The organism is Deinococcus aetherius (assembly GCF_025997855.1).
Classification (GTDB): domain Bacteria; phylum Deinococcota; class Deinococci; order Deinococcales; family Deinococcaceae; genus Deinococcus; species Deinococcus aetherius.
Genome location: NZ_AP026562.1, coordinates 222711 through 235508, shown reverse-complemented (window position 1 = coordinate 235508; position 12798 = coordinate 222711). Strand labels below are relative to the sequence as shown.

Annotated in this window: 11 protein-coding genes; all 11 read left to right on the top strand. The window is 62.7% G+C overall.

What is annotated here, in order from left to right; genetic code table 11:
* Window positions 1–1439 precede the first annotated feature (1439 nt).
* The 11 genes from DAETH_RS20700 (at window position 1440) to DAETH_RS20645 (ending at window position 12764) form a co-directional block, all read left to right on the top strand.
* The gene (locus tag DAETH_RS20700) at window positions 1440–1958 is read left to right on the top strand and encodes a PRC-barrel domain-containing protein (RefSeq protein WP_264778512.1); all 519 of its coding nucleotides are present in this window, start codon (window positions 1440–1442) and stop codon (window positions 1956–1958) included.
* 109 nt (window positions 1959–2067) lie between these two features.
* Window positions 2068–2250: a hypothetical protein gene (locus tag DAETH_RS20695; RefSeq protein WP_264778511.1), complete on the top strand. Its 183-nt coding sequence runs from the start codon at window positions 2068–2070 to the stop codon at window positions 2248–2250.
* Window positions 2247–2666 (top strand): PRC-barrel domain-containing protein, encoded by a 420-nt coding sequence (locus DAETH_RS20690; protein ID WP_264778510.1) that lies wholly within the window; start codon window positions 2247–2249, stop codon window positions 2664–2666. The genes DAETH_RS20695 and DAETH_RS20690 overlap by 4 nt, the downstream gene beginning before the upstream one ends.
* Before the next feature lie 136 nt (window positions 2667–2802).
* A complete protein-coding gene (locus DAETH_RS20685; RefSeq protein ID WP_264778509.1) occupies window positions 2803–3312 on the top strand; it encodes a fasciclin domain-containing protein in 510 nt (169 codons plus the stop codon).
* A gap of 412 nt (window positions 3313–3724) precedes the next feature.
* Window positions 3725–4714 (top strand): AI-2E family transporter, encoded by a 990-nt coding sequence (locus DAETH_RS20675; protein WP_264778508.1) that lies wholly within the window; start codon window positions 3725–3727, stop codon window positions 4712–4714.
* Between the two features lie 1151 nt (window positions 4715–5865).
* On the top strand, window positions 5866–7254 hold the full coding sequence (locus tag DAETH_RS20670) for a UDP-glucose dehydrogenase family protein (RefSeq protein WP_264778507.1): 1389 nt from the start codon (window positions 5866–5868) through the stop codon (window positions 7252–7254).
* Complete coding sequence (locus tag DAETH_RS20665; RefSeq protein ID WP_264778506.1) at window positions 7251–8189, top strand: UDP-glucuronic acid decarboxylase family protein; 939 nt, start codon at window positions 7251–7253, stop codon at window positions 8187–8189. Before DAETH_RS20670 ends, DAETH_RS20665 begins: the two co-directional genes overlap by 4 nt.
* A 4-nt stretch (window positions 8190–8193) precedes the next feature.
* Window positions 8194–9456, top strand: a complete 1263-nt coding sequence (locus DAETH_RS20660) for a flippase (RefSeq protein WP_264778505.1) — start codon at window positions 8194–8196, stop codon at window positions 9454–9456.
* Window positions 9431–10672 (top strand): O-antigen ligase family protein, encoded by a 1242-nt coding sequence (locus DAETH_RS20655; protein WP_264778504.1) that lies wholly within the window; start codon window positions 9431–9433, stop codon window positions 10670–10672. The genes DAETH_RS20660 and DAETH_RS20655 overlap by 26 nt, the downstream gene beginning before the upstream one ends.
* Entirely contained in the window at window positions 10669–11589 is a 921-nt protein-coding gene (locus tag DAETH_RS20650; protein WP_264778503.1) for a glycosyltransferase family 2 protein, read from the top strand. Before DAETH_RS20655 ends, DAETH_RS20650 begins: the two co-directional genes overlap by 4 nt.
* Entirely contained in the window at window positions 11586–12764 is a 1179-nt protein-coding gene (locus DAETH_RS20645) for a glycosyltransferase (RefSeq protein ID WP_264778502.1), read from the top strand. The genes DAETH_RS20650 and DAETH_RS20645 overlap by 4 nt, the downstream gene beginning before the upstream one ends.
* The last annotated feature ends 34 nt before the right edge of the window (window positions 12765–12798 follow it).

Below are 12798 nucleotides of genomic sequence, written 5' to 3'. Positions count from 1 at the left end.
CCTTGCCCGGAACGAGACTGGCTTGATTCGTGGAGAGGTTGAGCAGGCACCCGCCTCGACTGGGAGGGGCAGAGGACTTCCACCCCCACGGACTGCGCGGCGGAGAGCGGGAGGAAGCGTCGGCAGGACCGATTTTCTCGGGTGAACTCTGGGGGTGGACTCATCCAGAGTCAGACCGCCCGGCCTTGCGGTGGCCCTCTTCCGAACAGTGAGGAGGCCGAACACCACCTCAGGGGGCACCGTGAAAGGTCGTGCCCCGCAGGATGCCTCGCCGGGCGACAGGCCGAGCACTTCTCCCCGCTGGGGCACGACGACCGTCTCGGCGATTTTCCGGGACGGAGTGCCGCCGCGCCGAATGACGGGCGGACCGTCCACCTCCTGAAGGGTCAGCATGGGGACCTCCGGGGCAGGGAGAAGAAGGATCACCACGTACGCTCCCGCAACAACCCGTGCTTACGCTAGGCGGTCAGGCTGAGTTGGGACTGTCGGCAGGCTGAGCCCCGGCTGAGGCTCATCGGACCCTGGAGGTCCGCGAGCCGACCAACCCCTGCTCGTGTGGGTGCGACTGGCGACAGGTCACGCTCCTGGGGGGATGGCGGCGCGCTGGCACCGATTCACGTCTCCGGGACTCCGGGGCACCTCCACGGGCAAAGACAATAGGCCGGGGTCCGCCCCACCTTCGCCGGGGAAAGGAAGCCAGTGGCGGGGGTCCGGTGGCGTCACGTGTCTTCCGGCGAGCCGTTGTGTCCGGGCCGGGACTTCCGGCAAGGACATCGGCGGAATCGACAGGTCGGGTGCCCTGGCCCCGGCGAGACGGGGCCGCCGTCCCCCTGCGTGAAGCCGCGCCGCGGCGCGGTCACACCCGAGTTGTCGTCCTCCACCGCCATGTGTCGTCGCAGTCTCCACCCCGGAGAAGGCGAGGCGGCCCTCAACCGGCCCCCAGCCCCGTGGATGACCGTGGGTCCGTCGGCCCCGTCTCGCGTTGCTTCACCTGCCCGGCCGTGACCTCCACGGCGGCGGACGCGGGCAAGACCGCCCGACAGGGCCGGTTCTCCCCGGGCACGCGGGAGGAAGACAGGCGTGGTCCGGCGAGGAACGCCCCGCTCCGGCACAGGCACCCCTTCACCCGGAGGACGCGCGTCCGGGAACCTGTGTGAGTGGGCCCTTCGTCCCCTCCCTGATCGCGCCTCTCTGCCGGGAAGCGCCTCGATCTGCCCGTCACCTCAAGCTGCCCGGCAAGACCCTCCCGCGCCGCGTCGTGGCCGCACCGGGAGGACGGCACGGCAGGCCTCAGCTCTGGCTCAGTTTCGGAACAGGTGGGCCACAGTTTCCCCGCGTACCGTCGGGGTGGACGGACCGGGTGATGCCCGGCGCCCCCACTTCGCCGTGTCGCCGGTTTGGACCTTCGCGGCTCGCGGAATCTTCCTTCGGAGGGCCACGTGCCTACCACCCTGGAACTGATCGGCAAGGCCGTCGTCGAGCGCGGCGACGGGCGGCTCGGGCAGGTGAAAGACGTCATCATCGATCCGGCCGAGGTCAAGGTGCTCGCGCTCCTCGTCCGCCCGGCTCCGCCCGCAGCCGATGACCTCGTGCTGCCCTTCGAGTCGGTCTTCGAGCTGAGGTCCGCCGAGGTGGTCGTGACTGCCCGCGACGACCTGGCCCCCATCGGCCGGTTGCCGAGGGTCAGGTTCGCGCACAAGCACGGCCCGCACCTGGGCCGAACCCCTCTCGTCAGCAGCGACGGCGTCCCGCTCGGCGTCATCCACGACCTGCACTACGACCCGGACTCCACCCGGGTGGCCGGATACGAGGTGGCGTCGAGCGACGCCCCGACGCGACTCGTCTACGTCCCGGCGGAACACGCGTCCTTTCAGGGGGACGAGGCCCTGCACGTCTCGGCGCGGGCGGACGTGTTCTTCGCCCACATGGCGCGGGCGTCCCCGGGCGACCTGGGGTGAGATGCGCCCCGGTGGCCGAACAGGCGGGCCGCCCCGGAACCGGCCACAGGCACGCCCCTCACCCTTCAGCCTCCGCCCCGCCGTCCCGGTGGGCAGAAAGGAGACCGCCGTGACCGGGCTTTCCTTCCGCCAGACCCTCTTCCGGCTCGTCCGGGCGCTCGCGCGGGTGGGGGAGGCCCCCGACGTGCCGCTCTTCATGCCGGACCGGGCTCCGTCGTACCGGCCCGTCCACGCCCACCCTGGGCAGGCCGCCCGCCGCTCCCCCCATGCCCGGTCAAGGAGGCAGCCATGACGCAGGACACCGGGGACCACGTGCTCATACGGCTGAGCGACACCGACCTCACGCTCTCCCAGCAGGGGGAGGACATCCGCGACCGCAAGGTGGTCGACCGGCACGGCGACGAGATCGGCCACGTGAGCGCGCTGTTCGTCGATCCGCGCGAGAAAAGGGTTCGGATGCTGCAAGTCGGCGCGGGCGGCTTCCTGGGCCTGGGCGAGCGGCACTTCCTGCTTCCGGTGGAGGCCGTCACCCGGGTGACCCGGGACGAGGTCCACGTCGACCAGACCCGCGAGCGCGTGGTGAACTCGCCCAGGTACGACCCTGACCTGATCGTGCGGCCGAACCGCGACTTCTGGGAGCCGTACTACGGCTACTACGGGACCCCGCCCTTCTGGGTGGCCGGGTACCTCCCTCCTCCGCCGTACTGACTCGCCGGACTGAATCGCCCGCCGCCCCTCACGGCCTCTCCGGCGCCCCGCCGGGGAAACCGGCCATGTCGGGAGAGACCCGAACAGGCTGACCGGGACGCCGAAGGGCCACCCATCAGCCGGGAAAGGAGCCCTGATGAATTCTATTCTCCGTGCCCTGAGCCTCAGCCTCGCGCTGGGCGGTGCCCAGGTAGCCCTCGCCGGTGGTGGGGCGGCCCCGGTGGCCTGCCAGCCGCTGGGTGTCCTGCTGACGAACAACCCGCAGCTCAGCCGCTTCCAGGAGGCCCTGCGCACCTCCGGGCTGATCACGGTGGTGAACGGACCGGCGGTCTACACCCTCTTCGCGCCCACCAACAACGCTTTCGCCCGCGTTCCCGCAGGGCGCCAGCAACTTCTCCGCAACGACCGGGTCGCCCTCTCGCGGCTGCTGAGTTATCACATCGTCAAGGGCCGTGTGAACTTGCAGGAACTGGACGTGATCCGGACGCCCACCACCCTCGCGGGCGTCCCGCTCGACGTGCGGCCGCTGGGGTCACACGTCGTCGTCAACAACGCACATGCCGGGGACCAGGCCCTCAGGGCGTGCAACGGGCTGATTTACGTCATCGACACCGTCCTGCTGCCCGGGGACCTCACCCCTCCCTGAGCACGCGGGCTCCGGCCGGTCGGGCGTGACGGGCTCCCGGGGCAAGGGCCCCAAGGGGGACCGGCGCAGCGACGACCGCATCCGCGAGGAGGTCGGTACCGCCCTGGAAGACGAGCACGGGGCGGACGCCAGCGATATCGAGGTGCAGGTGCATAACCAGCTCCGCCTGCAGCGCGAGCACGACGGGGCAGGACGGCATGGAGGTGATCGCCGCCCATCCTGCCGTCAGGATAGGCAACTCGTCCTCGCAAAACCGCCAGCTTCCCTCTCAGGCTGCCGCGCGCTGAATTGGCTCGCGGCAGCCAGGCCCGTCTCGAGGACCATGTGCCGGGGCGACCGGGCAGCAACGGGCGGTGAAGTTGGTGCGCCCTGAACCTCCCCACCACGGAACTGTCATGCTTCCAGGAGGTGTATGAATACCGCTGCCCTGCGCCCCCTGCTCGCCCTGATCGCAGTCGTCGCCGTCCTGGGAGCTTTACACGTCTCGCAACCCGTGACCCTGCCGGTCGCCTTCGCCGGCGTGCTCGCCGTGCTGTTCCGGCCCCTGCAACGGCGCCTGGAGGTTCTCGTGCCCAGGTGGGCGGGCGTTACGCTCGTGGTCTTGGTCTTCCTGCTGTTCCTGGGGCTGCTCGCCGCCGGGGTCGGCTACGGCGCCTCGGCGGTCGCGGACGAGTGGCCCCGCTACCGTGACCACCTGCAAGGGCTGGGCGTCCGGCTGCCCGAGCACCTCTCCTCGGGTACCCCCTCCTCGTCCAGTCTGCTGAGCGCGGCCTTCCAGGGAGTGGGCGCGCTGTTCTCGGCGGGCAGTCTCCTGCTGCTGATCGTGGTGTTCCTCGCGCTGCTGCTGCTGGAGGCGGACGCTATCCGCGCCCGGGTCACCCGCGCCTTCGGGGTGCAGGACGGCTCGCGGGTCGCGGACGCCTTTCACCGGATGTCGGGCGAGTTCGAGCGCTTCGTGTGGGTGCAGGCCCTGACGGGAGCCCTCGCCGCCGTGCTGTCCTGGCTGTTCCTCCTCATCGTCGGGGTGCCCCTCGCGTTCGTGTGGGGCGTGCTGACCCTCGTGCTGGAGTTCTTCCCGACCGTCGGCTCGATCCTGGCGGTCCTGCCGCCGACCCTGTTCGCGTTCGTGTTCGGGAGCGCCGCGCAGGGCGTGCTCGTCCTGATCGGCCTCGGCGTGATCCAGATCGGGATCGGCAGCTTCGTGAACCCGCTGCTCCAGGGCGGGCAACTGGGGCTCTCGACGACCGTGGTGGCCGTCTCGGTGGTGTTCTGGGGCTGGCTGTGGGGAGTAGGTGGTGCCCTCATCGCAGTGCCGCTCACGGCGGGGATCGCGCTGCTGCTCGCCGAGTTCCCGGTGACCCGCCCGCTCGCCGCCCTCCTGGGTCACGGCGAGCGGCGGTAGGGCCGCTGAAGGATGAACGGGTCAGGCCGGAGCCGTCGGGACTGCCCACGTTCCCAGCACGCGTCCTGGCCCCCGGCGCCCGGGGACGTCTGTGAGGCCCAGAGTGAGGGTCGCGGCCATGAGGCGCCACGGCGCGAGGCAGGACAGGAGCCCGCCCCTGCCTGGGTGTGCACAAGGACCCCACCTGGAGGGCTGTCGAGGATGGCGGGAACGGGGTCACCCCCGTGCGCTTTCCCCACTGCTGTCATGCGCCTCCTGTCTGCGGAAGACGACCAGCGTTCATGGCCACTGATCACCGCTGGCCTTCGAGAATCCGGGCACAGCGTCGAGGAGGTCACGCCAGCCTGAGCGCTATGTCGGCGGGGACGACTCAGGGAGTCTTCCCTTCGATTCCCGCAAGGGGCGCTCGCGCCTCTCAGCTCTGACTCACCGCTCGGCGGGACGGCCCAGCAACGTGGTCTCCCTGCCGGGTGGCTTCCGGCGGCCCCTGCTGTGGCGTCAGCTAACGGGCGCCGCCGGAGCGAGCGTCCCCCTCACGCCGGGGAGTTCGAGTTGTTGGAAGGCTTCGACCTTCGGCCGGAACGGGACTGCTCGCGGGAGGAGTTGCTCTCGCGGGTATGGTCGTGGCAGCCGCGAGGGGAACGTGTACGTGGGCAAGTGGAACGCTCTCTCGCCTGGTCGACCCGTTTCCGTCGTTCGTTCAAGCACATTAAGGGGGCGGCCTCACACCAAGTCCTCACACTGAGTCTTGGTGCCCCCTCACCTTCAAGCCGTGCGCGGTTGTTGGAACACACAACTCAGGGGGCGTTGGTTTGAGGCGAAGCGCTCACACTCCCCCAAGCAGCCACCGAATACCCCCGTTGGGCCCCGGGAATACCCCCATCACCTCTTGTGAAGTATCCGTTAGCGAAACTTTAAGGTCGTATTTAGACTCCTTTTGCGGTGGTTGGAACGTTGGTACTCCTTAAGGAGTTTTCACCTATCTCACCCCGGCACCCCTTCCGACAACGCTAGGCTCTGAAATTCGATTTTCGTCGAAACCCGACGACTCACCCTCCGTCAGGGGTGATGGCGACGGCAGCACGCACAGGCACACGTCCCCCTCCGGTCGTCCAGCGGCCCGAAGGGACGGGTGAAGAGGAGGCTTTTGAATGAGAAGTCATGTTCCCAGTCGTATTGCTGTCGTGGGCACCGGGTACGTGGGTCTGGGGACGGCCGGGCTGCTCGCCCACCTTGGTTACCGGGTCACGGGAATCGACATCGATCCCGACAAGATCGCCCAGTTGCAGCGGGGCGTGGTTCCCATCCACGAGCCGGGGCTGGACCTGCTGCTGGCGAGCCAGGAGGACCGGATCACCTGGACGACGGATTACCAGGCCGTCGCCGAGGCCGACGTCATTTTCATCTGTGTCGGCACGCCCCCCGGACCCGACGGCACGCCCGACCTGCGCTACGTCACCGGCGCGGCGCGCAGCATCGCGGCCTACCTGGGAGACCGCCCCCAGGTGATCGTCAACAAGAGCACCGTTCCCATCGGCACCGGCGACTTCCTCCAGCGCCTGCTCGAAGACCACGCCCCCCAGTTCGACGAGACCCGCCACCGGGTCGCGAGCAACCCGGAGTTCCTGCGGGAGGGCACGGCCCTCGCCGACAGCCTCTACCCGGACCGCATCGTGCTGGGCGGCCATCCAGAGGCGGTCGAGGTCCTGGCCCGGCTGTACGGTCCGCTGATCGAGCAGTCCTTCACTGCCCCCCAGGGCATCGGGCGCCCGGACAGCTACTCCCGGCCCGCCGTGGTCAGGACGACTCTGCAAAGCGCCGAGATGATCAAGTACGCCGCCAACGCCTTCCTGGCCCTCAAGATCAGCTTCGCCAACGAGATCGCGGGCCTGTGCGAGCGGGTCGGGGCGGATATCCAAGAGGTCACGACGGGGATCGGCCTCGACGGGCGGATCGGCCACCGCTTCCTCCAGGCGGGCCTGGGCTGGGGTGGCAGTTGCTTCGGCAAGGACACCCAGGGCCTGATCAGCGCCGGGCGGGAGCACGCCTACCCCATGCCGATCCTCCAGGCGGCCATCGACGTGAACTACCGTCAGCGCAACGTCGTGGTCGAGAAGCTGCTGCGGCACCTCAAGTCCCTCAAGGGCAAGCGCATCGCGGTGCTCGGCATGGCCTTCAAGCCGAACACGGACGACCTGCGCGACGCGCCCGCCCACGACCTGATCGCGCGCCTGCACCAGCTCGGCGCGACCGTCCTGGCCCACGACCCCGTGGCGATGCCCCGCGCCGAGAGGGAGTGGAGCCACCTCACCTACACTGCCGCCCCGGACCCGGCGACCGCCCTGCGCCGTGCGGACGCGGCCATCATCGCCACCGAGTGGGAGGAGTACGCCCTGCTCAACTGGCGCGACCTCGTGGGCACCATGCGGCAGCCCCTCGTCGTGGACGCCCGCAACATGCTGCGGGAGACCCTGCCCGCCCAGGTCGAGCAGATCGGCCGTGAGTCTGTCCAGGTTCAGAAGGAAGCGGTGCTGGTTTGAATCTCCTGATCACGGGTAGCGCGGGCTTTATCGGCAGCCACCTCGTCGAGCGTTTCCTGGCGGAGGGGCACACACTCGTCGGCGTCGACAATTACATCAGCGGGCAGAGGCGCAACACCGAACTGTTCCTGGCGCACCCCGGCTTCCGCTTCATCCAGGCGGACGTGAGCCACGGCCTTCCCTACGGGGGACCGGGGCTCGACTGGGTGCTGCACTTCGCCTCGCCCGCCAGCCCGCCCCACTACCAGCAGCACCCCATCGAAACCCTGATGGTGGGCGCGCAGGGCACCCAGCACGCGCTGGACCTCGCCCACCGGCACGGCGCGAAGTTCATGCTCGCCAGCACCAGCGAGGTGTACGGCGACCCGCACGTCCACCCGCAGCCTGAGACGTACTGGGGAAATGTGAACCCCAACGGCCCGCGCTCCTGCTACGACGAGGCCAAACGCTACGCGGAGGCCATCACGATGGCGTACCACCACCACAAGGGCCTCGACACCCGCATCATCCGCATTTTCAACACGTACGGTCCGAGGATGCGCGCCGACGACGGGCGCGTGGTGACGAACTTCATTAATCAAGCGCTGGAGGGCAAACCGCTCACGGTGTACGGCGACGGCAGCCAAACGCGCAGCTTTCAATTCGTGGACGACCTCGTGGAAGGCATCGTGCGTCTGATGCAGGTGACGTACCACCAGCCGGTGAATCTGGGCAACCCTGACGAGTACAGCATTCTGCAATTCGCCCAGATCATCCGTGACCGTATTAACCCCACGCTGAACATCGTGTTCGAGCCCATGCCGCAAGACGACCCCAAGCAAAGAAAGCCGGACATTACCATTGCACGGGAATTGTTGGAATGGCAGCCTCAAACCGACTTGAGCACGGGTATCACCGCCACCATCGCCTACTTTCAGCCCTCGTTAACCCGTTAAGCGCATGAACTTCCAACATCCCCTCATCAAGAACACGATCTGGATGATGGGCGGTTTCAGTGCCCGTACCGTTCTGCAAGCCCTGTACTTTCTGCTCATCGCCCGCAGCCTGGGCGCCAGCGAGTACGGGGCGTTTGTTGCCGTCACCGCCCTGGTTGCCATTCTCGCCCCGTTCGCCAGTTGGGGCAGCGGCAACCTGCTGATTAAGCACGTCGCCCGTCGACGTGAAGCGTTCAGCACGTACTGGGGCGCTGCCCTTGCCATGATGTCGATTTCCGGCTCGCTGCTCACGCTGCTCGTGCTGGGCGTGTACCGCCTGTTTCTGCCCGCCACCTTGCCGCTGCTGCTCGTGCTGGCCGTCGCGGTGGCGGATTTGATATTTGCCCGCTTCGCGGACGTGAGCAGCCAAGCGTTTCAGGCCGTCGAGAAGCTTTCGCGCACCGCGCAAATTCAAGCCCTCCTCAGTGTGATTCGCTTGGTGGCTGCCGCGCTGTTGTTCGTCGCCCCCATTACCGCCAGCGCCCTTACGTGGTCTACCCTGTACTTGCTGACCACCGTCATTACCGCGCTCGTCGCCCTGTTCTGGGTACGCCGGGAACTCGGGTGGGGCAAGCTGGACCCAAGGCCCCTGCGCTCAGAGCTGCGCGAAGGCTTTCACTTCGCCCTCAGCTTGGGTTCCCAGTCGGTCTACAACGACATCGACAAAACCATGCTTTCGCGCTTCGTTGGCCTGGAAGCCGCCGGGATTTACGCCGCTGCGTACCGCATCGTAGATGCTGCTTTCTCCCCTGTTCGTGCGCTGCTGTTCGCCGCGTACGCCCGCTTTTTCAAGAGCGGGCAGATTGGCGTCCGGGGCAGTTTGCAATGGGCGGTCAAGCTTGTGCCCTGGACTGCCGCCTATGGCTTACTGACTGCTGCGGGGTTATGGCTGGTTGCGCCGTTGATGTCACTGGTGTTCGGGGAGAGCTTCCGTGAAACAGGAACTACCTTGCAGTGGCTCGCCCCACTGATCTTGCTTAAAGCATTGCATTACTTTGCCGCCGACACCCTTACCGGAGCGGGTCTTCAAAGTGCACGAAGTCGCATTCAATTAGGAGTTGCGGCTTTGAACATTTGCTTGAACCTGTGGCTGCTTCCCGGCTTCGGTTGGCTTGGCGCTGCCTGGGCATCACTAGCATCTGATGGTGTGCTAGTGGTTGCACTTTGGAGCACAGTTCTCGTTATTGCAAAGGAGGAAGCGGATGCGCAAGCTAGCGCAATCGTGTGAATACCTTTTTGTGATGCTGTCTCTACTCTTTTTGTCGGGAGGAATCATAACACTCCTACGCAACAGCGCTGGAGCAGATGGACCTGGCGGTGGGGATAGCCTTCAACAAGGTATTTCAATGGGTATTTACGTAATCACTGCGCTACTACTAATACTAAGACGCAGCGCTATATCAAAAATTTTATATGCTGGACGTTGGTTTTGGCCTCTCTTCGTTTGGGTCTTACTATCTTGTGCATGGTCTATTGACCCTAGTCTTTCCATAAGACGTGTCTTTGCTTTGCTTGGCACAACGATTTTCGGCCTCTACCTTGCTGATCGTTTTAGTATGTCTGCTTTTTTGATTTTGTTAGGCCGAACATTGCTACTCGGCGCCATCCTTAGTGTAATATTCGTTATATTTATACCTGAACTCGGAACTCACACACCTGATGGAAGGGGAAGTGCGTGGCGAGGTATCTATTGGCATAAGAATATGTTGGGACGTATCTCGGTCATTTCAACCATAACTTTTGCCCTGCTCTCTCTTCAAAACTCCCGGCACTGGTGGCTTGCGGTGTTGCTGAGCCTCGGATTGTTAGGTATGGCATCATCAGCAACCGGTTTATTTGTACTGGGAGCCACAATCTTCTGGTGGATCATTTTACGCTTATTACGGCAGCGCCTTCAGTTGCTTTCCCTCACACTTGTGCTGCTAATCTCTTGTGGGGGTGGCGCCTTAATTTGGTTAAGCGAAAACTATGAATTGTTATTGGATGCGTTCGGTCGTGATGTAACATTAACAGGTCGATTCCCGCTCTGGACGGCAGTTGTAGAATACGCTCTTCGACAACCCTGGATTGGCTATGGATATGCTGCCTTTTGGACTGCGAAGGATGGCTGGGCACCGGAAGTATGGAGCTTGGTTGGCTGGACCGTACCTCATGCTCATAATGGCTTTCTTGATATATGGCTTGCCCTTGGATACATTGGCGTTCTGTTATTTGTAATCTGTGTGAGCTTACCTTTAACGGAGGGTCTGCGTAGTTGGCGCGAGGGTTACAACGACGTATTATGGCCACTTCTGTACACCTTTATCTTTGCACTATATAACCTCACAGAATCCTCTATAGTACTTGGTAATTCTATATTGCACGTTCTATTTGTTTTGAGCCTAACTAAGCTCGTTTCGAGACAAGTCCCATCACACCTCCGTTTAGCGAGAGTTGCCGCATGAGATATGTTGCCGTTTGTGTATGCACGTTCCGCCGTCCAAGTATGTTAGTCAAACTACTTAAAGGACTTCTAGAATTGAATGCGCCTGCTTCTGCGCGAGTAACATTTCTTGTTGTTGATAATGACCCGAGTGCGAGCGCTAAAGACGTGTGCGTGGAGTACTCAAAGCACCTTCCCTTACGCTATGTCCACGAGCCACAGCCAGGTTTAGCACAAGCTCGCAACCGAGCAATTCAGGAAATCGATGCAGACGTTGAATATATTGCTTTTATTGATGATGACGAAGTGCCTGAATCTCAGTGGTTGCATGTTCTGCTGGAGACACAACGCATCTTCAATGCGGATGCTGTTGCTGGTCCCGTAATCGCCATCATTCCACAGGAAGATCAAGCCGTACAGGCAATTGCACCGTTCTTCTCAAGGAAACGACATACGACAGGAACAGTCATTAAGGCTTTCGGAGCGGGCAATGTGTTATTGCGGCGCGAAGTATTTCAAAAAGTTGGCCTTTTCGATGAACGTTATTCTCGCACAGGTGGGGAGGATACGGATTTCTCTACTCGCTGTTACCTAGCAGGATTGAAGATGATTTGGGCGGACGAAGCTGTGATTCATGAACACATGAATAATGATCGTCTAACCTTACGCTGGTTACTACGGCGCGCATTTCGCAGCGGCAGTATAATCGCGCGCGTTGAACGTGACCTTCTTCCTATTTTTCCCGCTATGCCACGCCGCTTAGCAAATGCTACCTCCCGTATTACCATAAGCAGTGCACTACTTCCTGCTGCAACCATTATAGACGCTGCTCTTGGTACACGTTACACAACACACGCGCTCTTTTCTTTGGCTCGTGGTGCAGGAATGATTACCGGGTTGCTTGGTGCTCGCCCATTAGGGTATGGAGTTACTAAGTGAATATACTGATGGCACATAATTTTTACCAGCAGCCGGGCGGTGAGGACCAAAGCTTTGGTGCTGAGGCAGGCGTAATAGAGTCAAATGGTCACCAAGTTATCCGTCACACTGTGCACAATGAGGTGATTGAGCGGATCGGGTCGGCACAAGCAGCAATGTTTACAGTTTGGAACAGCTCTTCGGCTCGCACAATAGCTCGGCTGATTGAACGCAACAAAGTAAATATTGCCCACTTCCAAAACACTTTCCCCTTAATTTCGCCTGCGGCTTACTATGCCGCACAACGAAAGGGGGCGACTGTGATTCAATCGCTTCGAAACTACCGCCTTATTTGTGCCAATGCCTTGCTGTTTCGGCAGGGTCAGATTTGTGAATCTTGTGTTGGACGTGCCGTGCCGTGGGCAGGTATTCAAAAAGCTTGTTACCGGGGTAGCCGTGCCGGCTCCGCTGTTGTTGGAACAATGCTAAGCTCGCACCGTTTGCTTGGTACTTACCAGCAGCAGGTGGACATCTATATCGCTGTTTCGGAGTTTGTGAAGCAGAAGTACGTGCAGGCAGGCTTCAACCCTGAACAAATCGTTGTAAAACCAAACTTCGTGACGCCGGACCCTGGCATGGGACAGGGGTCTGGGCAATACGCATTGTTTGTAGGACGGCTGTCTGAGGAAAAGGGAGTGGCAACGCTTCTTCGTGCTTGGGCAACAGTTGGTCGACATTTGCCGCTTCGGATCGTTGGTGATGGTCCTTTAGAGCCAGCAGTTCAAGAAGCAACCAAGCAGTCATCCATTGAGTGGTTAGGACGCAAATCCCCTCAAGAAGTGTATGACCTGATGGGCCAAGCGAGCGTCGTCGTCGTGCCGTCTGAGTGGTACGAACCGTTCGGACGTGTTGTGGTGGAAGCTTTTGCCAAAGGAACACCTGTGATTGCGACATCTACAGGCGGTATTACCGAATTAGTAGAGCATGGACGTACTGGCCTACTGTACCCCCCTGGTGATGCCGCAGCACTGGTGCAGCAGGTAGAGTGGCTGTGCAATCATCCAGAATCTCTTGCCGCCATGCGTTACGAAGCACGACGAGAGTACGAAGCCAAGTACACCGCCGAACGGAATTACCAAATGCTGATGGACATCTACCAACTGGCCATTGAGCGCAACAAGGAGCGTAGAAAATAGTGCCCCAGCATCACTTTGCCACAAGACCTACGAC